This window comes from Microbacterium sp. NPDC028030, from assembly GCF_040637855.1.
GTDB lineage: Bacteria > Actinomycetota > Actinomycetes > Actinomycetales > Microbacteriaceae > Microbacterium.
On sequence record NZ_JBEZXF010000002.1, the window covers coordinates 271,617 to 292,304 of the forward strand.

Annotated in this window: 25 protein-coding genes; 12 read left to right on the forward strand and 13 right to left on the reverse strand. The window is 68.7% G+C overall.

What is annotated here, in order from left to right:
* Positions 1-2 precede the first annotated feature (2 nt).
* The 4 genes from sufC (at position 3) to AB0E56_RS10145 (ending at position 3,725) form a co-directional block, all read left to right on the forward strand.
* Positions 3-773, forward strand: a complete 771-nt coding sequence (sufC, locus tag AB0E56_RS10130; RefSeq protein WP_359798628.1) for a Fe-S cluster assembly ATPase SufC — start codon at positions 3-5, stop codon at positions 771-773.
* A gap of 9 nt (positions 774-782) precedes the next feature.
* Entirely contained in the window at positions 783-1,112 is a 330-nt protein-coding gene (locus AB0E56_RS10135) for a metal-sulfur cluster assembly factor (RefSeq protein WP_017202280.1), read from the forward strand.
* Positions 1,113-1,203: 91 nt separating this feature from the next.
* The gene (locus AB0E56_RS10140; protein WP_359798629.1) at positions 1,204-2,358 is read left to right on the forward strand and encodes an aminotransferase class I/II-fold pyridoxal phosphate-dependent enzyme; all 1,155 of its coding nucleotides are present in this window, start codon (positions 1,204-1,206) and stop codon (positions 2,356-2,358) included.
* Complete coding sequence (locus tag AB0E56_RS10145) at positions 2,355-3,725, forward strand: MFS transporter (protein ID WP_359798631.1); 1,371 nt, start codon at positions 2,355-2,357, stop codon at positions 3,723-3,725. The genes AB0E56_RS10140 and AB0E56_RS10145 overlap by 4 nt, the downstream gene beginning before the upstream one ends.
* On the opposite strand, the gene AB0E56_RS10150 is transcribed toward AB0E56_RS10145, so the two are convergent.
* Positions 3,688-4,272 carry a TetR family transcriptional regulator gene (locus AB0E56_RS10150; RefSeq protein ID WP_359798633.1) on the reverse strand — a complete coding sequence of 195 codons (585 nt, stop codon included), beginning with the start codon at positions 4,270-4,272 and terminating at the stop codon, positions 3,688-3,690. The two genes, AB0E56_RS10145 and AB0E56_RS10150, sit on opposite strands and share 38 nt — an antisense overlap.
* A gap of 86 nt (positions 4,273-4,358) precedes the next feature.
* On the opposite strand from AB0E56_RS10150, the gene AB0E56_RS10155 reads away from it, so the two are divergent.
* Positions 4,359-5,057 carry an ABC transporter ATP-binding protein gene (locus tag AB0E56_RS10155; protein WP_359798634.1) on the forward strand — a complete coding sequence of 233 codons (699 nt, stop codon included), beginning with the start codon at positions 4,359-4,361 and terminating at the stop codon, positions 5,055-5,057.
* Positions 5,054-5,647, forward strand: a complete 594-nt coding sequence (locus tag AB0E56_RS10160; RefSeq protein WP_359798636.1) for a CbiQ family ECF transporter T component — start codon at positions 5,054-5,056, stop codon at positions 5,645-5,647. Before AB0E56_RS10155 ends, AB0E56_RS10160 begins: the two co-directional genes overlap by 4 nt.
* A 4-nt stretch (positions 5,648-5,651) precedes the next feature.
* On the opposite strand, the gene AB0E56_RS10165 is transcribed toward AB0E56_RS10160, so the two are convergent.
* The 4 genes from AB0E56_RS10165 to AB0E56_RS10180 all read right to left on the reverse strand — a co-directional run bounded on the left by AB0E56_RS10165 (position 5,652) and on the right by AB0E56_RS10180 (position 9,614).
* A complete protein-coding gene (locus tag AB0E56_RS10165; protein ID WP_359798637.1) occupies positions 5,652-6,962 on the reverse strand; it encodes an acyltransferase in 1,311 nt (436 codons plus the stop codon).
* A 98-nt stretch (positions 6,963-7,060) separates the two neighbouring features.
* Positions 7,061-7,732 (reverse strand): response regulator transcription factor, encoded by a 672-nt coding sequence (locus AB0E56_RS10170; RefSeq protein WP_359798638.1) that lies wholly within the window; start codon positions 7,730-7,732, stop codon positions 7,061-7,063.
* On the reverse strand, positions 7,729-8,991 hold the full coding sequence (locus tag AB0E56_RS10175) for a sensor histidine kinase (protein ID WP_359798640.1): 1,263 nt from the start codon (positions 8,989-8,991) through the stop codon (positions 7,729-7,731). The genes AB0E56_RS10170 and AB0E56_RS10175 overlap by 4 nt, the downstream gene beginning before the upstream one ends.
* A gap of 5 nt (positions 8,992-8,996) precedes the next feature.
* Positions 8,997-9,614 (reverse strand): VTT domain-containing protein, encoded by a 618-nt coding sequence (locus tag AB0E56_RS10180; protein WP_359798641.1) that lies wholly within the window; start codon positions 9,612-9,614, stop codon positions 8,997-8,999.
* Positions 9,615-9,778: 164 nt separating this feature from the next.
* Here AB0E56_RS10180 and abc-f point away from each other — a divergent pair, with 164 nt between their 5' ends.
* Both abc-f and AB0E56_RS10190 read left to right on the forward strand, forming a co-directional pair.
* Positions 9,779-11,377 carry a ribosomal protection-like ABC-F family protein gene (gene abc-f / locus AB0E56_RS10185; protein ID WP_359798642.1) on the forward strand — a complete coding sequence of 533 codons (1,599 nt, stop codon included), beginning with the start codon at positions 9,779-9,781 and terminating at the stop codon, positions 11,375-11,377.
* A 136-nt stretch (positions 11,378-11,513) separates the two neighbouring features.
* Positions 11,514-12,182 (forward strand): HAD family hydrolase, encoded by a 669-nt coding sequence (locus AB0E56_RS10190; RefSeq protein WP_359798643.1) that lies wholly within the window; start codon positions 11,514-11,516, stop codon positions 12,180-12,182.
* Positions 12,183-12,335: 153 nt separating this feature from the next.
* Here the strand turns inward: AB0E56_RS10190 and AB0E56_RS10195 are convergent, their stop codons facing one another.
* The 4 genes from AB0E56_RS10195 to AB0E56_RS10210 are packed head-to-tail and all read right to left on the reverse strand — an operon-like array spanning position 12,336 to position 14,377.
* Positions 12,336-13,148 carry an SURF1 family protein gene (locus AB0E56_RS10195; protein ID WP_359798645.1) on the reverse strand — a complete coding sequence of 271 codons (813 nt, stop codon included), beginning with the start codon at positions 13,146-13,148 and terminating at the stop codon, positions 12,336-12,338.
* The gene (locus tag AB0E56_RS10200) at positions 13,145-13,339 is read right to left on the reverse strand and encodes a hypothetical protein (RefSeq protein ID WP_359798646.1); all 195 of its coding nucleotides are present in this window, start codon (positions 13,337-13,339) and stop codon (positions 13,145-13,147) included. The genes AB0E56_RS10195 and AB0E56_RS10200 overlap by 4 nt, the downstream gene beginning before the upstream one ends.
* Positions 13,336-13,683, reverse strand: a complete 348-nt coding sequence (locus tag AB0E56_RS10205) for a DUF3099 domain-containing protein (RefSeq protein WP_359798648.1) — start codon at positions 13,681-13,683, stop codon at positions 13,336-13,338. The genes AB0E56_RS10200 and AB0E56_RS10205 overlap by 4 nt, the downstream gene beginning before the upstream one ends.
* Positions 13,684-13,738: 55 nt before the next feature.
* Positions 13,739-14,377, reverse strand: a complete 639-nt coding sequence (locus AB0E56_RS10210; protein ID WP_359798650.1) for a DUF4190 domain-containing protein — start codon at positions 14,375-14,377, stop codon at positions 13,739-13,741.
* 140 nt (positions 14,378-14,517) lie between these two features.
* Between AB0E56_RS10210 and AB0E56_RS10215 the strand changes: the two genes are divergently transcribed.
* Positions 14,518-15,228, forward strand: coding sequence for a beta-ketoacyl-ACP reductase (locus AB0E56_RS10215; protein WP_359798652.1), 711 nt, complete (start codon positions 14,518-14,520; stop codon positions 15,226-15,228).
* Positions 15,229-15,243: 15 nt separating this feature from the next.
* Here the strand turns inward: AB0E56_RS10215 and AB0E56_RS10220 are convergent, their stop codons facing one another.
* From AB0E56_RS10220 to AB0E56_RS10230, 3 genes are read right to left on the reverse strand one after another with little or no spacing between them, the layout of a single operon-like run.
* Positions 15,244-15,942 (reverse strand): alpha/beta hydrolase, encoded by a 699-nt coding sequence (locus AB0E56_RS10220; protein ID WP_359798653.1) that lies wholly within the window; start codon positions 15,940-15,942, stop codon positions 15,244-15,246.
* Between the two features lie 45 nt (positions 15,943-15,987).
* A complete protein-coding gene (gene serB / locus AB0E56_RS10225; RefSeq protein WP_359798655.1) occupies positions 15,988-16,623 on the reverse strand; it encodes a phosphoserine phosphatase SerB in 636 nt (211 codons plus the stop codon).
* 50 nt (positions 16,624-16,673) lie between these two features.
* Positions 16,674-17,915 carry a glucose-1-phosphate adenylyltransferase gene (locus AB0E56_RS10230; RefSeq protein ID WP_359798657.1) on the reverse strand — a complete coding sequence of 414 codons (1,242 nt, stop codon included), beginning with the start codon at positions 17,913-17,915 and terminating at the stop codon, positions 16,674-16,676.
* 46 nt (positions 17,916-17,961) lie between these two features.
* Between AB0E56_RS10230 and glgA the strand changes: the two genes are divergently transcribed.
* The 3 genes from glgA (at position 17,962) to AB0E56_RS10245 (ending at position 20,298) form a co-directional block, all read left to right on the forward strand.
* A complete protein-coding gene (glgA, locus tag AB0E56_RS10235) occupies positions 17,962-19,146 on the forward strand; it encodes a glycogen synthase (protein ID WP_359798658.1) in 1,185 nt (394 codons plus the stop codon).
* Between the two features lie 17 nt (positions 19,147-19,163).
* The gene (locus tag AB0E56_RS10240) at positions 19,164-19,949 is read left to right on the forward strand and encodes an ABC transporter ATP-binding protein (protein ID WP_359798659.1); all 786 of its coding nucleotides are present in this window, start codon (positions 19,164-19,166) and stop codon (positions 19,947-19,949) included.
* A gap of 91 nt (positions 19,950-20,040) precedes the next feature.
* Positions 20,041-20,298 (forward strand): type B 50S ribosomal protein L31, encoded by a 258-nt coding sequence (locus AB0E56_RS10245; RefSeq protein WP_021200734.1) that lies wholly within the window; start codon positions 20,041-20,043, stop codon positions 20,296-20,298.
* Positions 20,299-20,373: 75 nt separating this feature from the next.
* On the opposite strand, the gene AB0E56_RS10250 is transcribed toward AB0E56_RS10245, so the two are convergent.
* On the reverse strand, positions 20,374-20,658 hold the full coding sequence (locus tag AB0E56_RS10250) for a hypothetical protein (RefSeq protein WP_359798661.1): 285 nt from the start codon (positions 20,656-20,658) through the stop codon (positions 20,374-20,376).
* Positions 20,659-20,688 lie beyond the last annotated feature (30 nt).

A 20,688-nucleotide genomic window follows, 5' to 3' on the forward strand; every position in this document is an offset into this window, starting at 1 on the left:
GAATGTCTGTTCTCGAGATCCGCGACCTGCACGTGACGGTCGAGACCGAGGCGGGGACCACCCCGATCCTCAACGGAATCAACCTCACCATGAACACCGGTGAGACGCACGCCATCATGGGCCCCAACGGCTCGGGCAAGTCCACTCTGGCCTACACGATCGCCGGTCACCCGAAGTACACGGTGACCTCCGGTTCCATCACGTTCGACGGTCAGGACGTCCTGGCCATGAGCGTCGACGAGCGCGCACGCGCCGGACTCTTCCTCGCCATGCAGTACCCGGTCGAGATCCCCGGCGTCACGGTGACAAACTTCCTGCGCACGGCGAAGACCGCCCTCGACGGCGAAGCGCCGGCGATCCGCGGCTGGACCAAGGACGTCAAGGAGGCCATGTCGAACCTGCGCATGGACCCGAAGTTCGCGCAGCGCAACGTCAACGAGGGCTTCTCCGGCGGCGAGAAGAAGCGCCACGAGATCCTGCAGCTCGAGGTGCTGAAGCCGAAGTTCGCCGTCCTCGACGAGACCGACTCCGGCCTCGACGTCGATGCGCTGAAGATCGTCTCCGAGGGTGTCAACCGGGCGAAGGATGCCACCGGACTCGGTGTGCTGCTGATCACGCACTACACCCGCATCCTCCGCTACATCCGCCCCGACTTCGTGCACGTGGTGGTTGCGGGCAAGATCGTCGAAGAGGGCGGCCCCGAGCTCGCCGACCGGCTGGAGAACGAGGGATACGACCGTTTCCTCGACCCCGCAGCCCCTATCGAGGCGTAGGCTGATCGCATGACAGCGACCCTCACGGACGAGAAGTACGACGCGGTCACCGAGGCGCTCAAAGACGTCATGGACCCCGAACTCGGGATCAATGTCGTCGACCTCGGCCTCATCTACGACCTCGCATGGGATGACGAGAACGATGCTCTCGTCATACACATGACGCTCACCAGCGCGGGCTGCCCTCTCACCGACGTGCTCGAAGACCAGACCGCTCAGGCGCTGGACAACGTGGTCGATCGGTTCCGGATCAACTGGGTCTGGATGCCGCCGTGGGGTCCCGAGCGGATCACCGACGACGGGCGCGACATGATGCGCGCCCTCGGCTTCGCCATCTGACCCTGCACGGGAGCACCGTCGACAGGCGGTATCTGCGCGCGTCGGCTCCGATGACACGGCGACGGCGCGTGTCGGAACCTCGGGAGGACCCATGCTTCAGGTGAAGGCCCTGTCTCTGGCGGAGCTTCGCGAGCGGAGCAGCGAGAAGTGGCGGGAGTACCCCGCAGACGTCCTTCCGCTGTTCGTCGCAGAGACCGACTTCCCGCTCGCTCCCGCGATCACCGCGGCCCTACAGCGTGCGGTCGACCTCGGCGACACGGGATACGTCGCGGCGAGGACACCGCTCGCCGCCTCCTTCGCGGCGTTCGCGAGCCGGCGGTACGGGTGGAAGCCCGACCCTGCGCGCATGCGCAGCACGGCGGACGTGAGCATGGGGATCGTGGAGCTCCTTCGTCGCGTCACCCAGCCGGGGGAGCGCGTGGTCGTCACACCGCCCGTGTATCCGCCGTTCTATGACCTCGTCGAGGAGGCCGGTGCCGAGGTCGAGCGGGTTCCGCTGCGCGATACCGGCACCCGTTGGGAGCTCGACCTCGACGGGATCCGCGAGGCCTTCGAGGGCGGGGCCACGGCGATCCTGCTCTGCAACCCGCACAACCCGACCGGCACGGTGCACGACCGCGAGAGTCTTGCCGCCCTCGCCGAACTCGCCGAGGAGTTCGGCGTGTCGGTGGTGTCCGACGAGATCCACGCCCCGCTCGCACAGCCCGGTGCCGGCTTCACCCCCTTCCTCGCCGCCAGCGATGCCGCAGCGCGGGTCGGCTATGCGGTCGTCAGCGCCAGCAAGGCCTTCAATCTCGCGGGGCTCAAGTGTGCACTGATGGTGACTGCCGACGAGGAGACGAGCGCCGTGGTGCGTGGACTCCCGGTCGAAGTCGAATGGCGCACGGGCCAGTTCGGTCTGCTCGCTGCGGTCGCCGCGTTCTCGGAGGAGAGCGACCCGTGGCTCGACGGGCTGCTGCGCACACTCGACGAGAACCGGGTGCTCCTGGAGGATCTTCTCGCGGCGCACCTTCCTGCGGCGCGCTATCGGCTTCCCGACGCCGGGTACCTTGCGTGGATCGACCTCACCGCACTCGAGTGGGGTGAGAACCCCGCGCGACGCATCCTCCGGGACGCGAAGGTGGCCCTGCACTTCGGTCCGGCGTTCGGTGCCGAGGGAGCCGGGTACGTGCGGCTGAACTTCGGTACCAGCCCGGAGATCCTCACCGAGGCCATCGAGCGCATCGCCGCGCTCGTGGGCCGATGACGCCGCCCTCCGACGTCGCGACGATCTGGGATCGCCACCGCATCTGGGTGACTCTCGGCGCGGTAGCGCTGATCTTCCTCGCGGCGATCGAGGCACTCGCGGTCACGACGGTGATGCCGATCGTCAGCGAGGCGCTCGACGGGGAGGCCCTGTTCGCGGTGGCCTTCGCCGGCACACTCGCCACGAGCGTGATCGGCATGGTCGCCACGGGGGCGTGGTCGGATGCGCGGGGGCCGCGCGGCGCGCTCTACGTCGCCGTGGCGCTGTTCATCATCGGGCTGCTGCTGTCGGGCTTCGCGGTGACGATGCACCAGTTCCTGCTCGGACGTCTGGTCCAGGGACTCGGCGCGGGCGGGCAGACGGTGGCGTTGTACGTCGTCGTGGCCCGGTTGTATCCACCGCATCTGCACGGCAGGATCTTCGCGGCGTTCGCTGCCGCCTGGGTGGTGCCGTCGATGGTCGGTCCGTTCCTCGCCGGAGCCGTCGCCGAGTACCTCGATTGGCGTTGGGCGTTCCTGGGAGTCGCGGTCCTCACCGCTGCGGCCTTCCTGATGATCGCGGTACGGCTCCGCGGCGTCGACCTCGGTCACGGGGAGCCGCAGGATCGTCGTGCGCTCGTCATCCGCCTCCTGCTCGCCGTCGTCGTGGCGGTGCTGGCCGTCGTGGTCGGGTTCTCGGCCGACATGACCCCGCCCGTCGGGTGGCCGGTTGCACTCGCTGCGGTCCTCGCCATCGGTTTTGCCGTGCTGCCGCTGCTGCCCCGACGCACGCTTCTGGCGGGGCGCGGGCTTCCGAGCGTCGTGTTGACGCGCGGCATCGCGGCGGGCGCGTTCTTCGCCGCCGAGGCCTACATCCCGTATCTGCTCATCAAGAAGTTCGGCTTCAGCGCCACCTGGGCAGGGGTCGCTCTGATGCTGGCGGCACTGGCGTGGGCGGGCGCATCCGCGCTGCAGGGACGCTTCGGCGAGCGGCTGGGCAATCGCCGCATCACCCTGATCAGTCTCGGCTCGCTGCTGATCGCGCTCTCGTGCGTCCTCGTCGCCGCGCTGTTTGACGTGTCCCCGGTCGTGGTCGTGGTCGGCTGGGCGTTCGCCGGCACCGGCATGGGGCTGCTGTATCCGCGACTGACCGTGCTGACCCTGGCCTACTCGGACGAGACGAATCAGGGCTTCAACTCCTCAGCGCTGTCGATCTCGGATGCGACCGGTTCCGCCGTCGCGATCGCCCTCGCCGGCCTGGGCGTCGCGTCGCTGGGCGGCGGGGCCGGTGCGTTCGCGGTGGTGTTCGCCTTCTGCATCGCTCTGCTGGCGATCGCCGTGGTTCCCGGCCTCAGGCTCGGGCATGCGGCGGAGTCGCCCGTTCGTTGAGGTCTCCCGCGAGAGCGGCGACGCCGAGGTCGAAGATGCGATCGAGTCCCGCGGTCACATCAGGGTCGGGTGCGGCGGGCAATGCGCCGTGACTGTCGGCATGCATGCGCTGCTGAACGAGCGTGGCGTGCCCCAGCACGAAATGCAGGATCGCCGCCCCGCGATCGTCGGCATCGATCGCGCCTTGTGCACGCAGCGCTGCCGTGAGGACCTGCTGTGCATGCGATGAGCCGAGCTGGAGAGCATAGGTGCTGAGCACGAGCTCCGCGCCGTCGCGGTAGGCGAACAGGGCGTCGCGGATGCCGCGGGCGGTCGCGAGCACCCCCTGGCCGCTCTCGGGGATCGAGGCCGTGATGCGGTCGGCGAGCTCGGCGAGCAGCTCCTGTTTGTTCGCGAAGTGCCAGTAGAGCGCGCTGGGCTGCACGTCGAGCCGGGCGGCGATGCGCCGCATGGAGAGGTCGGCGAGTCCGACCTCGTCGAGGAGGGCGAGTGCGCTGCGGGCGACGCTGTCGCGGTCGTGCCGTGCCTGATTCGTCTCCGGGCTCATGGTCCGATTATAGTGAACGACGTTCAGGTGAACGGTGTTCAGGAGCGAGCTCGCGGTGCGGGATCGGTTCCTGGGAAAGGAGCGGCATGAGGGGAGCAGCGGATGTCGCGGTGGCAGCCATCTCGCTCGACCGTGTCTCGGTGCGGCTCGATGACAAGCCGGTCCTGCACGACATCTCGGTGGAGCTGACCGCGCCGACGATCGCCGTGATCGGTGCGAACGGGTCGGGCAAGTCGACGTTCGCACGACTGCTGAACGGGCTGCTGGCGCCCTCGAGTGGCAGGGTCTCGGTGCACGGGCTCGACAGCGTGCAGGACCGTGCGGCCGTTCGACGGCGCGTCGGGTTCGTGTTCACCAACCCCGATGCACAGATCCTGATGCCGACGCCGGCCGAAGATCTCGCGCTGTCGCTGCGCGGGCATCCGAAGCAGGCGGCGGCCGAGCGGGTGCGCGCGACCCTCGCTTCGCACGGACTGGGCGACCACGCCGACGCTCCAGCGTCGAGCCTCTCCGGGGGGCAGAAGCAGATGCTCGCCCTCGCCTCGGTGCTGATCACGGACCCCAAGCTGATCGTGGCGGACGAACCGACGACGCTCCTCGACCTGCGCAATGCCCGCCGTATCGGCGATCTCCTGCTCTCGCAGGAGGCCCAGGTCGTCGTGGTGACGCATGACCTCGACCTGGCCGCTCGCTGCGAGACGGCCGTGCTGTTCGACGAGGGGCGGATCGTCGCGTCGGGCGATCCTGCCGCCGTGATCGACGCGTATCGGCGGGTGTGCGCGTGATCGCGCTGTACCGCGACGGCACCGGCATCATCCATCGCGCTCCGGCAGGCCTCAAGCTCGCCGCGCTGGCCATCGGCGCGCTCGTGCTGTCGTTGTATCCGCACGACGCTGTGAGCATCGCCGTCTCGCTCCTGATCGTCCTCGGGCTGTACGGCGTCGCCGGCCTGTCGCTCCGGGTGCCGGTCGCGGAGATCTGGCGTCTGCGGTGGATCATCCTCGTGCTCGCCGCCGCGCTCGTGATCTTCGTCTCCCCGCTCGCTGCGTGGATCAACACGGGGCGCGTCGTCGCCGTGCTGCTCCTGGCGAGCCTGCTGACGCTCACGACCCGAATGTCCGCTCTCCTCGCCGTCCTGCACCGGCTGCTGCGTCCGCTCCGTCGGTTCGGGCGGGATCCGGATGCGGTGGCGCTCACGATCTCGCTGACGATCACGACGATCCCGGTGATCGCAGGGTTCGCGCAGCGCGTGCGAGAGGCGGAGCGGGCGCGTGGTGTGCGGCTCGGCGTCCGCACGGTCGTCCCCGTGCTGGTGATGGCGCTGCGGCATGCGGACGACGTGGGAGATGCGCTGGCGGCGCGGGGCATGGGCTGACCCCCTACGCGGGGACGAGCGCCGTCGCGCCGGACGAGGGGAGCGACCCGCCGACGGCGGCGAGCCTGAGGGCTCCGGCGATCAGCGCCACCGCGATCAGCGCCGTGGCGACCGACGTGCCGAGGGCAAGGAGCAGTACGACGCCCACCAGACCGCTCACCGTGCCGACCGCGAGGCGAGCCGCCGACGTGGTGGCCCGTGGTGCCGGCTGCGCTTCGAACCGGGCGAAGGCCACGGCAGCGAGCGCGCTGAGAGCCAGCGCGGTCGCGAGCCAGAGCGGTCGAGCCGCCCACCAGTCCGCGCTGTCCAGCGCCGGGAGGACGGCGTCGGTGGTCAGAGCGTAGACCGCGGTCGCGCCGGCCATCACGAGCAGGACGGGCATGTGCCAGAGGTAGATCGTCATCGTGCGTGCGGTCACGAACCCGGTGAAGGCCGCGACACGCGCACGGCGGCTGAAGCGCTCGAGGCACTCGCGGTGCAGCGACAGCAGGCTGGTGTGCGCGATGCCGACGAGCAGGAGGGCCGCGGTCGGCGGGTTGATGTTCGCGATCAGGTCGGGGGAGTAGAGCCCCGTCAGGAACGTGGCGATGAGGAGCGACAGGGCGCCGATGCCTGCGGCGGCCCTGACACGGCGGCTGAGCGCATCGATGCGTCCGTCGGCGAGGAAGAAGCCGAGCTGCTGCAGTGCCATCCACACGAATGCGAGGTTCAGGAAACCGAGCCCCTCGAGCCCGGTCGCTGCACGCAGCACGTCGACCGCGACCGATGCCACGGCCAGCGCGGCGATGGTGCGGAGGGGGGCGTGCTCGTGGGCCGACGCGAGTAGGGGAAGCAGCGCCTGGCAGAGCAGGAAGACGCCGAGGAACCAGAGCGGCTGCCCGTAGCGGAAGCCGGCCGTCGCGATCAGGTCGGCCGGAACACCGAAGATCGTCAGGAGTGCGAGCCCGACACCGACGACCGCGATCGTGAACACGGCCGGTCGCAGCAGGCGGTGAACACGACCGGCGACGAACCCGACAGCCGTTCCGCCGCGTTCGCGCATCCGTCGGTAGGCGAGCAGCCCCGAGAACCCCCCGATCACGAAGAACAGCGGCATCACCTGGAGGAGCCAGCTGAGCGGGGCGATCCACCCGGTCCCGTCGCTGGCGTTCTCGAAGACGGGACCGGCGTCGGTGACGGTGACGCCGACCATGATCGAGTGCAGGAGGACGACGCCGACGACGCACAGCGCCCTGAGGAAGTCGATCCCGGTGTCGCGCGTGGCGCGCCGAGGAGGCGCGGAAGCGACGGTATGCGGCGCGTGGACGATGGCCATGAGTCCTCCTCGGGAGCGGTGTCCCAGGAGACTATGGACGCGGTGATCCCGAAGACATCACCCTCGGGTGCCGTTGCGACCCCCTACGACGGGGTGAGTCAGGACGACGGCTCGACGAGTCCGGTGTCGTACGCGAGGATCACCGCATGCACGCGGTCGCGCAGGTTCAGCTTCGCCAGCACCTTGCCGACGTGCGTCTTCACCGTCTGCTCGGCGATGAACAGGTCGCCGGCGATCTCGGTGTTCGAACGCCCCTTGCCGATCAGGATCAGCACCTCGCGCTCGCGGTCGGTCAGCTCTGCCAAGGCGGTCGACGAGCGCGGAGCGCGCGGGCGACGACCGGCGAACTGCTCGATCATGCGTCGGGTGACGCTCGGAGCGAGCAGGGCGTCTCCGCCGGCGACGACCCGCACCGCGTGCACGAGCTCCTCGGGCAGGGCATCCTTCAGCAGGAAGCCGCTGGCGCCGGCCTCCAGTGCGTCGTACACGTAGTCGTCGATGTCGAAGGTGGTGAGCATGAGGATCCGCGGCACGTGTGCCGCAGGATACGACGGCCCGAGGATGCGCCGGGTGGCCTCGATCCCGTCGAGCTCCGGCATGCGCACATCCATCAGGATCACGTCGGGATCCAGGCGCGCGGCGAGCGTGACGGCTTCGGCGCCGTTCGCGGCCTGACCTGCCACATGGATGCCCTCGTGCGCATCGAGCAGTGCGGCGAATCCGGCGCGCACCATGGCCTGGTCGTCGGCGATGAGCACGCTGATCGTCACGGAGTCTCCTTGTCGAGTGCAGGGGAGGGTGTGATGGTGGTGGCGGGGTCGAGGGGAAGCACGGCATCCACGTCCCACCCGCCATCCGTCGCAGGTCCGGCGGAGAGGCTTCCGCCGAGGATCTCGGCTCGCTCGCGCATGCCGCGGAGGCCGTATCCGCCCGCGTGTCCCTCCGGCCTGTGCGGAGGTGCGGCGTTGTGGACGCGGATGCGGATGCTGCGGGCCTCTGCGTGCAGGCGGACCGCGATCCGGGCGCCCGGCGCGTGGCGCACCGCGTTGCTCAGGGCCTCCTGGACGATTCGGAACGCGGCGATCTGCACGGCCGAGGCAGCTCCGGCGGCAGCCTCTCCTCCTTCGAGCACCAGCCCGACCTCGACCCCCGCGCGACGGATGCTTTCGACGAGGGCGGGGATGTCGTCGATGCCCTGCTGCGGTGCCAGCTCGGCCGTCTGATCCTCGGTACGCAGCACTCCGAGCATGCGACGCATCTCGGTGAGGGAGCTGCGGGCCGTCGCGGCGATGTCGTCGAACTCCGCGGTCGCCGCGTCTGTGAGGTCCGGGATGCGATAGCGGGCCGTGGACGCCTGCACCTGGATCACCGACATGCTGTGAGCGACCACATCGTGCAGCTCTCGGGCGATCCGGGTGCGTTCCTCCACGAGGGCGCGCCTGGCCTCTTCGAGAGCGCTGTGCTCCTTCTCGCGCGTCAGCTCGGCGGCGACCCGCGCACGCCCGGCGACCAGCGCGGCGATGAGGAACATGGCCGACGCCACCGCGGTGGTGACGATGAGGTCGGCCGTGGCGCTGGCCGAGGACTCGGGCAGTGCGACCATGTCGGGGCGGAGCACGGGCGCGAGGAGCGAGGCGATCGCGCCGAGGATCAGCGCGAAGGCTCCGAGCCGTGCGCCGTGGAGGAAGGTGACGACCCCGACGAAGACGACGAAGGTCAGCAGCGCCGGCACGGACCACGGCCACGGCGATTGGATCGCCGACTCGGGGACGACGATGAGCGGCAGGACGAGGGCGGCCGCGGTGAAGAGTCCGATGGCCCACAGCGGGCGGGAGACCGCGAGCAGAGGCGAGACGCACAGCGCGGCGCCGAGGACGAAGGACAGCGGCAGCGGTGTTCCGTAGAGGACCGTCTGCAGCGGCACGAGGATCGCGTACAGCGCCACGACCGCCGCACCCAGGGCGACGAGCGCGGCGGTGCGACGGTTGATCCGTTGGCGCAGCGGTGGGCGCTCTCGGCGGCGTGCCATGACTGTCATCCTGCCAGTTGCGGAGACGGTGCACGGTTGCGACGGGCAGCGGCGACCCGGTCGATCGCGAAACCGATCACGAGCGCGATGACGATGCCGATACCGGCGCTGAGCAGCGGCTGGTCCTTGATCCACGCTCCGGCGAGGAGGCCGATGACGAGGCTGAAGACGCTCCAGCTGAGGCCGGCGATCAGGCTCAACGGAAGGAAGCGGCGCCAGGGGAAGCCGAGAGCGCCGGCAGACATGTTGACGGCCACCCGCCCCACCGGGATGTACCGGGCCCCGAGGATGAGGGTCGCGCTGCGCCGGTCGAGTGCGCGCTGCGCGTGTTCGAATGCCGCGGCGATGCGAGGGCGCTTCATCCAGGCGAAGCGGGTCGTGCCGAGTCCCCTGCCGATCACGAAGGCGATGTTGTCGCCGATGGCCGCGCCCACCGCGGCGACGGCGCCCAGGAGTAGCAGGTTGCCCTCTCCGGTGGACGCGGTCACGGCTGCTGCGGCGACGAGAACCGTCTCACTCGGCACGGGCGGGAAGAAGCCGTCGATGACGGTGACGGCGAACAGGACCAGATACAGCCAGGGCGAGGCGATGGCCTGCATGATGAGCTCGTTGAGGATGTCCACTCGAGCACGCTATGCAGCGGGTGCGCCGGCGGGCATCACTCCCGAGTATCGCTCCCGTCACTCTCCGGAGTGATCTTCCTGACCGCCGCTCCCTGCCGCGCCGCTTATACTGGGAGGCTGGCCGATCGGCCGACCACACCTCCCTGGAAGAACGGACGTCCGCTGTGCTTGCCGTGCACGACCTCGAGATCCGCGTTGGCGCGCGCCTGCTGATGGAGAACGTCTCGTTCCGTGTCGCCGACGGAGACAAGATCGGACTCGTCGGCCGTAACGGGGCCGGCAAGACCACACTCACCAAAGTGCTGGCCGGTGACGTCCTGCCCTCGGGTGGCAGTGTGAGCCGATCGGGCGAGCTCGGCTATCTGCCGCAGGACCCGCGGTCGGGCAACCCGGAGGACCTGGCGCGCACGCGCATCCTGGACGCCCGTGGCCTCGGCCAGCTCAATCTGGGGATGACCGAGGCGGCACTGGCGATGGGGTCGGACGACCCCGCCGTCGCCGACAAAGCGATGAAGCGCTACGCCCGCCTCACCGAGCAGTTCGAAGCGCAGGGCGGGTACGCGGCCGAGGCGGAGGCGGCGTCGATCGCCAACAACCTCTCTCTGCCCGACCGCATCCTCGACCAGCCGCTCTCGACCCTGTCCGGTGGCCAGCGGCGTCGTATCGAGCTCGCACGTATCCTCTTCTCCGACGCGCAGACGATGATCCTCGACGAACCGACCAACCACCTCGACGCCGACAGCGTCGTGTGGCTGCGCGAGTTCCTCAAGGGCTACAAGGGCGGGCTGATCGTGATCAGCCACGATGTCGAGCTCGTGGGCGAGACCGTGAACCGTGTCTTCTACCTCGATGCGAACCGGCAGGTCATCGACACGTACAACATGAACTGGAAGAACTACCTGCGCCAGCGGGTGGCCGACGAGGAGCGCCGCAAGAAGGAGCGCGCCAACGCCGAGAAGAAGGCGACGACCCTGCAGCTGCAGGCCGCGCGATTCGGGGCGAAGGCTTCGAAGGCTGCGGCTGCGCATCAGATGATCGCGCGCGCCGAGAAGCTGCTCGCGGGGCTCGACGAGGTCCGCCAGGAAGACAGGGTGGCGAAGCTGCGCTTCCCGAAGCCGGCGCCCTGCGGCAAGACGCCGATGATGGCGAGCGGACTGTCGAAGTCGTACGGCTCGCTCGAGATCTTCACCGACGTCGACCTCGCGATCGATCGCGGTTCCAAGGTGGTCGTGCTCGGACTCAACGGTGCGGGCAAGACCACGCTGCTGCGCATGCTCGCGGGCGTCGACCAGCCGGACACCGGACAGCTGGAGCCGGGGCACGGTCTCAAGGTCGGCTACTACGCCCAGGAGCACGAGAACCTCGACGTGAATCGCTCGGTGCTCGAGAACATGGTCTCGGCCGCACCCCACATCACCGAGACCGAGGCGCGCAAGGTGCTGGGTTCGTTCCTCTTCACGGGAGACGACGTCCTCAAGCCCGCGGGCGTGCTGTCGGGCGGCGAGAAGACCCGACTCTCGCTCGCGACGCTCGTGGTCTCCTCGGCGAATCTGCTGCTGCTCGATGAGCCGACGAACAACCTCGACCCCGCCTCGCGCGAAGAGATCCTCGGTGCGCTCGCACACTACGAGGGTGCGGTCGTGCTCGTGTCGCACGACCCTGGCGCCGTGCAGTCGCTCAACCCCGAGCGCGTGCTGATCCTGCCCGACGGCGTCGAAGACATCTGGAGCCAGGAGTACCAGGACCTCATCGAACTCGCGTGAGCGCGCGACGTACGACGCCGACCGTGCACTGCGTGACCGGTCTTCGGGCTCGCACCGAGGTTGCGACCGTGAGGCGTGCGGGCTCGCCGAGCCATCGGACAGCACGAATGTCGGTTGCGGCTTGTAGCGTGACGGGATGGACCTGGATCGCATCCGTGCCGTGTGCTGGGACTGGAACGGCACGCTGCTCGACGACACGGAGATCTGCCGGCAGGTGATGAACTCCGTGCTCGAGGAGCACGCGCTCCCGGCGCTGGCCGACGAGCACGCGTACCGGTCGGTCTTCCGGTTCCCGATCCGTGATTTCTACGGCGCGGTCGGACTCGGCGACGACCTGTTCGTGCCCGCCGCGACGTCGTACCTGGAATTGCTCGCGGCGCGCGTCGGCGAGGCGCGACTGCATGCCGAGGCGAGTGCGACGCTCGGCGCACTCCAGGCGTACGGTATCCGCCAGGTTCTCGCCTCGGCGACCCTTCCCCAGGCTCTCGCCCTGCAGATGGAGCCACACGATCTCGACGCCGTGTTCGAGCAGGTGCTGTCCATCGACGACCCGTATCGCGCCTCGAAGCACGAGGTCATCCGCGCGTGGCTTGCCGCGTCGGGGTTGACGGCGGACGAGGTCCTCGTGATCGGCGACACCAACCACGACAGGGAGATCGCCCACGATCTCGGCACCGCCTTCGTCCACTTCGACGGCGGTCATCAGGCCTGGTCCGGCGACACCCCGCGCATTCAGGCGCTGGGCGAGCTGGTCGGCCTGTTGACTCCGCTCCGTGCGGGCGTCGGTTCCGTCGAGACCGACTGAACCGGGGAGTCAGCTGCGCTCCCATGGATGGCGACCGTGGACGGGGAGGGGATGCCGGATTCGCGCATCCTTATCCTCAAGGACGCCGATCCACGGGGTGGGCGTTCGCCGGGGCGCGATCGTCGGGCGAACGTGGTGAACGCTCTTGCGTGCTCACCGCACGTCGAGCAGCTCGTCCTCCACGTCGGCATCGTGGTCTTTGCGTTTCGACTTCTTGACCGGGGCGGGGATTCCCTCGACCTCTTCGCGGTGCTTCACGATCTCGGTGCGGATGATGTACCCGATGAAGATGAAGCCCATCAGGGCGAACAGGATCCACTGGATCGCGTACGACAGGTGAGGGCCGGGATCGTCGGTGGGTGAGTCGAAGCCCCCCAGTGCGACGCTCCCCGCAGGGTCCTCGCTCATGAGGCGTCCGTAAGCGCCGGTGATGACGTCGCCGTCGACCTGTTCAGCGATCGACGGCAGGTTGATGGTCGGCACCTGGCCGTCGGGTGCACCCCGCCCGGACGCCGGCAGCTGCTCGCCCGGTCGCAGACGTGCGGTGACCACGACCTCTCCCTCCGGCGGTGCGGGTACGGCGTCGGGCGCATCGCCTTCACCGGGCGGCACCCAGCCGCGGTCGACGATGAACACGCGGCCGTCCACATCGCGGAAGGGCACCAGCACCTCGAACGCACTCGTTCCGCCGTGCGGGCGATTCCGCACCAGGAGCTGCTGCTCGGCGAGGTATTCGCCCCGCAGGGTCACGGGGTGCCATTCGTCCGACGGATCGAGTTCACCGTCCTGGCCGATCAGGTCGGCGAGCGGCACCGCCTGGGCGTCGTAGTTCTGCTCCACGAGCTCGATCTGCGCCGCGCGGTCCTCGTTGCGTTCGAACTGCCAGTTCGAGAGGAAGACGCACGCGATGGCGAATCCGATGGCGATGAGTACGTAGACGGCCCACCGGGTCAGTCGTCGACTCATCCGGGAACCCCGTCGCGCACCGTCACCGGGAAGTCACGGGCGGCGAGGTAGTCGCGCAGGAACCCCACATGCTCGTCGCACGCCGGCCAGATCTTCTCACGGTCGGCGGCATGGATACGGGGGTTACGCCATACGACGTGGCTGGTGGCGGCGCTCCGGCACCCGGCGCGCGCGCATTCGAGGTCTGTCATCGGTCCTTCGGGCCTTCATGGATCGTGAACACGTGCGGGGCGGGGGCTTCGCTCTCGATCGGGGCCGGTGCCGGGGCATCGAGCTCGCGAACGGGGGACTCGGCCGTCGTCTCGGTGCTGTCGCTGCCGGCATTCGCGAAGACCACGGCGATGTACGGAAGCACGGCCGCGGAGATCCCGAAGACCCAGGTGTACCACCCGTACGGCTGCACGAGCACCATGAGGCCGAAGCACACGATGCGGATCGTCATCGTCAGGGCATAGCGGCGCACGCGATGGTCGGCCTCATCCCGCGGGGACTGCGGCAGTGAGGTGACAGCCGGGACTTCACGCGTGTTCTTCACGATGACTCAAGCCTACGCCGGTGCGGGCTCGCCGGCATGCCGGTGTGCCTCCGGCTCAGCTCGAGAAGACGAAAGGAAGTGTGAACGCGCCGAGGAACAGGAAGCTGATGATGGTGCTGATGAGCACGAACGCTCCGATGCCGACCACCGCGTAACCGAGGATGAGGCCGGTGATGGCCAGTCCGCGGCCGCCGATCGACGGATCGCGCTTGGTCTGTCCGAGGGCCATGTGGCCGGTGATGACGGCCGCGATCGAGGCCAGCAGCGGGATGATCGCCCAGAACAGCGCGACGCCGGCGATGCCGCACACGAGGGAGGTGATCGCCAATCCGCTCGTGGGGCGTTGCGCGACTGCGGGGTAACCCTGTGCGCCATAGGGCGCGTATCCAGGCTGCTGAGGTCCCGGTTGCATCGGAGCGACAGCGTAGGCGGGCTGTGCGGGAGGCGGCGCGTAACCGGGCTGCGGCGCTGCGGCGGGCTGGGCGCCATAGGCGGATGGGCCGGCACCGGGGGAGGGCGGTGTGGCCGCCGGATAAGTGGGCGCGGCGCCCGGGTAGCTCTGGATCGGCTGCGGCGCGGGCTCGACCGGATACGCCGGAAGGGCGGGCGTTGCCGTCGGCTCGACAGGAGGTGGCGGCGGGGGTGGGGTGAACGATGCCTCGTCGCGGGGGGAGGGTGCCTGATTCTCGCTCACGGTGCAGCCTTTCGTCTCGTTCAGGGTTCCAGTCGTCGCAGCGTCTGTCAAACGGTCGGCGATAGGCGCTGCGGGCATCGTCGGTAGGATCGGACGTGGCTCGGATCCCCGTGCCATCGGCCCCTGTCAGGAGTGTGTCCATGAGCGCTGAGCGCGTCGTCCTCGTCACCGGCGGAAATCGCGGGATCGGTCGCGCGATCGCGGAGCGCTTCGTGCGTGACGGCTATCGGGTGGCCGTCACCGCCCGCAGTGGGGAGGGCCCCGAGGGAACGCTCACGGTGCGCGCCGATGTGACGGACGCGGCGGCACTCGACGCCGCGTTCACCGAAGTGGAGCAGCAGCTCGGACCGGTCGAGATCGTCGTCGCCAACGCCGGCATCACCAAGGACACGCTGCTTCTCCGCATGAGCGAAGACGATTTCGACAGCGTGGTAGCCACCAATCTCGGCGGGACGTTCCGCGTCGTCAAGCGTGCGTCGAAGGGGATGCTCCGCGCGCGCTTCGGCCGCATCATCCTGATCTCGAGCGTCGTCGGTCTGTACGGGTCGGCAGGCCAGGTCAACTACTCCGCGTCGAAGAGCGCGCTGGTCGGGTTCGCACGATCGATCACCCGGGAACTCGGCTCACGCGGGATCACCGCGAACGTCGTGGCTCCCGGATTCATCGAGACCGACATGACCGCCGAACTGCCCGAGGAGACGCAGAAGCAGTACAAGGCGAACATCCCCGCAGCGCGCTTCGCGACCCCGGACGAGGTGGCGGGTGTCGTCACGTGGCTCGCGGGCGACGACGCCGGATACATCTCGGGCGCTGTCATCCCGGTCGACGGCGGCCTCGGGATGGGGCACTGACCCAGCCCTCGGGCCTCAGCGTGTGATCGCCGCGGCGAGCAGCTCTCCCAATCGCTCGGGGACAGAGAACTGCGGCCAGTGACCCGAGCCGATGCGGACGACCTCCGTGTCCTCGATCGCACGATACTCCTCTGCGAACGGCCCCCACTGATCGATCATGCCCTCGAACGTCGGCTGGTCGAGACCGCCCATCAGCAGCGTCACCGGTACCCCGTATCTGGCCGGATTCTCGAGAGTGATGCCGTCCGTCGGGACTCGGGCGGGAACACTGCGCGTGAGCGGCTGCGTCCGGGTGCGCGTCGCGGCATCGAGGTCGCTGACGTCTTCTTCCGGGAAGAAGTCCCACCCCGGAAAAGGGACGACTCCGTCGGTCGACTCGAACTCGCTGATGCCGTTTCCGGGAGGCGGCGGAACGGTGTCGACGAAGACGACGCGGCGCACACGGTCGGGGCGTGCATCGGCGACACCCCAGGCGACGTTGCCGCCACCGCTGTGTCCGACCACGACGACCTCGTCGCCGGGGATGGCGTCGACGGCGGTGACGGCCGCCGCGACCCAGTCGTCGATGTCGATCTCGGCGGACTCGGACGCCGGCGCGCCGAGGCCCGGCATGGTGAGCGGGTGCACGCGATGACCCGCCCGTTCCAGAATCGGCGTCACGGCGCTCCAGCTGGACGCATCGAGCCAGAGTCCGGGAATGAGGATGATGTCCATGTGCCGACGCTAGCGACGGGCGCGGACATTCGCCACGGGCTGGTGCTACGGCAGCAGTGCGATGACTTCGGACAGGTCCAGCGGGCCGATCACCAGGCTGGCGGCCTCCCGCACGGCGGGCTTGGCGTTGAAGGCGAGTCCGAGTCCGGCGACTGCCATCATCTGCAGGTCGTTCGCCCCGTCGCCGATCGCGATCGTGGCCCGAGGATCGATACCGAGCTCTGCCGCCCACTCCTGCAGGGATGAGGCTTTCGCGGCGCCGTCGACGATCTCTCCGTCGACGTGCCCGGACAGGGAGCCCGACGCGACTTCGAGGCGGTTCGCGCGCCATCGGTCGACGCCGAGTCCGGGGGCGACGTCGTCGAGGATCTCATGGAAGCCGCCGGAGACGACGCCGACGACGCCACCGCGTTCGTGGACGGCTGCCGTGAGCTCACGTACGCCTGCCGTCGGCTCGATCCGCGCCCTGACGCGCTCAAACGCCGAGACGGGGACGCCCTCCAACGCGGCGACGCGGGAACGCAGGCTCGCGGCGAAGTCGACCTCACCCCGCATCGCCGCCTCCGTGGCGGCCTGCACCTCCGCACGTCGTCCTGCCTCGTCGGCGAGCAACTCGATCACCTCGTTGCGGATGAGGGTGGAATCGGCATCGAGGACGACGAGGAAACGCGCGGCGGTCACGTATTCGAGCCTATCGAGCGCGCGCGCATGCGATGTGCCGCGTGACGCCGTCAGCGTTCGATGAAGACGCCCTTGCCGACTACGGTGATTCCGGACTCCGTGACCGTGAAGCCGCGCGCGAGATCTCGCTCGCGGTCCACACCCACGGTGGCTCCGTCCTCGAGGACCACGTTCTTGTCGAGGATCGCACGGTGGACGCGTGCTCCCTGGCCGACCTGCACGTGATCGAACACGACCGAGTCGGTGATGGTCGACCCGCCACCGGCGAGGGTCCACGGGCCGACGACGCTCCGTTCCAGGTGGGTTCCTGAGAGCACGGACCCGAGCGACACGATGGAGTCGATCGCGTTTCCGATGCGGCCGACCGAGTCGCGGACGAACTTCGCCGGCGGCGAATTGACCGCCTGCGAATGGATCGGCCACTCCATGTTGTAGAGGTTGAACACGGGCAGCGTCGAGATCAGGTCACGGTGTGCGTCGAAGAACGAATCGATGGTTCCGACGTCTCGCCAGTAGGAGCGGTCTCGTGGTGAGGATCCCGGCACCTCGTTCTGCTTCATGTCGTAGTACCCGGCCTCGCCGCGATCGACGAAGTACGGCACGATGTCGCCGCCCATGTCATGGCCGGAGGTGGGGGACTCGCCATCGGCCTCGACCGCGGCGATGAGTGCATCGGCATCGAAGATGTAGTTCCCCATCGAGGCGAGGACCTCGTGGGGAGAGTCCTCGAGGCCGGCGATGTCGGTCGGCTTCTCGAGGAACTGCTTGATCCGGCCGGACTCCGCATCCGCGTCGATCACGCCGAACTGCGACGCCAGGGCGAGCGGCTGGCGGATGCCGGCGACGGTCGCCTTCGCCCCGGACGCGATGTGGGCTTCGAGCATCTGCCGGAAGTCCATCCGGTACACGTGATCGGCGCCGATCACCACCACGATGTCGGGCTTCTCATCGTTGATCAGGTTCATGCTCTGCAGGATCGCGTCGGCGGAGCCGGAGAACCACCGCTTGCCGAGTCGCTGCTGAGCCGGGACCGAGGTCACGTAGGAGTCCAGGAGCGCCGACATGCGCCAGGTCTGTGAGATGTGCCGGTCGAGGCTGTGGGACTTGTACTGCGTCAGCACCACGATCTGTCGGAGCCCCGAGTTGATGAGGTTCGAGATCGCGAAGTCGATCAACCGGTACTGTCCGCCGAAGGGCACTGCGGGTTTCGCGCGATCCGCGGTGAGCGGCATGAGTCGCTTGCCCTCGCCACCGGCGAGGATGATCCCGAAGACCTTCTTTGGAGCGGACATGGCTCCACCATAGATGCGTTCCCGGCCGCTGTACTAGCGTTCAGACATGCGAGTCGAGATGATCACGAAGGAGTACCCGCCCGAGGTGTACGGCGGTGCCGGCGTGCACGTGGCGGAACTCGTCGCCGCGCTTCGCGAACACGTCGAGGTGCGGGTCCGTGCGTTCGGGGCGCACCGGGACGAGCCGGACACCTTCGCCTATCGGGCGCCGTCGGAGCTCGCCGCCGCCAACCCCGCGCTGCAGACGCTGGGCACGGATCTCGAGATCGCCGCCGCCGTCGCCGATGCCGACATCGTGCACAGTCACACCTGGTACGCGAACTTCGCGGGACATCTGGCCTCTCAGCTGCACGGGATACCGCATGTGCTCACCGCGCACAGCTTGGAACCCCTCCGCCCCTGGAAAGCCGAACAGCTCGGCGGCGGCTACGCGATCTCGAGCGGCATCGAGAAACTCGCCTACGAGAACGCCGCAGCCGTCATCGCCGTGAGCGCAGGGATGCGCGCCGACATCCTGCGCAGCTACCCGCAGGTCGACCCGGCGAAGGTGCGCGTGATCCACAACGGCATCGACGTCGAACGGTGGCGGCCGGTGCACGACACGGCTTTCCTGCAGTCGGTCGGACTCGACCCCGCGAGGCCGTCGGTCGTGTTCGTCGGGCGCATCACGAGGCAGAAGGGCCTTCCGTATCTGCTGCAGGCGGCGCGGCTGCTGCCTCCGGAAGTGCAGCTCGTTCTGTGCGCAGGCGCTCCCGACACGCCGGAGATCATGGCGGAGGTTCAAGAAGGCGTGCGGACACTCCAGCAGAGCCGGGACGGCGTCATCTGGATCGAGCGCATGCTCCCGCGCGACGAGCTGTCGGCGATCCTCACGGCCGCGACCACCTTCGTGTGTCCGTCGGTCTACGAGCCTCTCGGGATCGTGAATCTCGAGGCGATGGCGTGCGGCGCGGCCGTCGTCGGCACCGCCACCGGTGGCATCCCCGAGGTCGTGGCGGACGGCGTCACCGGCCGGCTCGTCCCCATCGAGCAGGTCCAGGACGGCACAGGAACGCCGGTCGATCCGGAGCGCTACGTCGCTGACCTGGCCGCAGTCCTCACCGAGGTGGCCATGGACCCGGAACGCGCACGCGCCTACGGCGAGGCCGGGCGCGTGCGAGCACGGGACGAGTTCAGCTGGGCGGCGATCGCCGAGACGACGCGCGCGCTCTACGCGGAGCTGACCGCCTGAGCCGATAGGCTGGGAGCATGCCGAGCGCTCTGGAATTCACCGACGTCGTCGTGCGCCGTGAGGGGCGCAACATCATCGATCACGTGACGTGGGAGGTCGACGATGACCAGCGATGGGTGATCCTCGGCCCGAACGGAGCGGGCAAGACGACGCTGCTGCAGCTGGCCGACACGCTGATGCATCCGACCTCGGGAACGGTGACCGTGCTGGGGGAGACCCTCGGCCGCACCGATGTGTTCGAGGTCCGGCCGCGCATCGGGTTCGCGTCCTCGGCGATGGCGAAGCGCGTGCCCCGCGACGAGACGGTCCTCAACACCGTGCTCACCGCCGCGTACTCCGTTCTCGGTCGCTGGAACGAGGACTACGAGGACATCGATGAGCGTCGTGCGCTCCGCGTTCTCGGGGACTGGCGTCTCGACCACCTCGCCGACCGCACGTTCGGCACGCTCAGCGACGGCGAGCAGAAGAGGGTCCAGATCGCACGTGCGGTCATGACCGACCCCGAGCTGCTGCTTCTCGATGAGCCGACCGCCTCGCTCGACCTCGGCTCCCGGGAGGAGCTCCTCGCGCTTCTCAGTGGCTACGCCTCGTCTCCGACCACTCCGGCGATGCTGATGGTGACCCACCATGTGGAGGAGATCCCCGTCGGCTTCACGCATGTGATGCTGATCCGCGACGGCGCCGTGGTCGCGGCAGGGCCGATCGCCGAGACGCTCACGGCGGAGGCTCTCACCGAGACGTTCGGCATGTCGATCGTCCTCAGCAGCGATGACGGCCGCTACGCCGCCAGGGCTGCGTCCTGACGAGCATCTGATAGAATCGATCCTTGGTGCTCTCTGCACCGCAGACTTCCCTCGTCCCTGGCACAATCCAGGGCAGCAACTAAGGAATCCCATGAAGACTGACATTCACCCCGAGTACAAGGCTGTCGTGTTCCGCGACCTCGGTTCGGGCGAGACGTTCCTCACCCGTTCGACCGTCTCGAGCGACAAGACCATCGAGCTCGACGGCGTGGAGTACCCCGTCATCGACGTCGAGATCTCCTCGGCTTCGCACCCGTTCTACACGGGCAAGCAGCGCATCATGGACTCGGCCGGCCGCGTCGAGAAGTTCAACCAGCGCTTCAAGGGCTTCGGCGGCTCGTCCAAGTAACGACTGCCATGAAGAAGGCCCCATGCTCCGCGGAGCGTGGGGCCTTCTGCATGGCAGACTGCGTCGGCGACGTTCTCAGATGTCGATGACGATGCGACCGGCGTCGATGCGGCTCGGCGGATCGCCGGGCGAAGGAGCCGGCGCCGTCCGCTGGGTCTGACGGTCTCGTTCCTGGCTCGCTTCATGCGCTGTGGGCGACCAGACGCTGTCGAAGACGCCCACCAGGCCGCCGTTCGCTACGTGCTCGTACTTCTTCTCCACCGGCTTGCGCGAGAAGGTGTGCGTGAGACCCACGATCAGCAGGGCGGGCCCCATGGCGAGCACGCCGATCACCGTCGCCCACGCCATCACGTCCTTCATGACAACAGGATAGGCAGCCCGGCAGGCCGC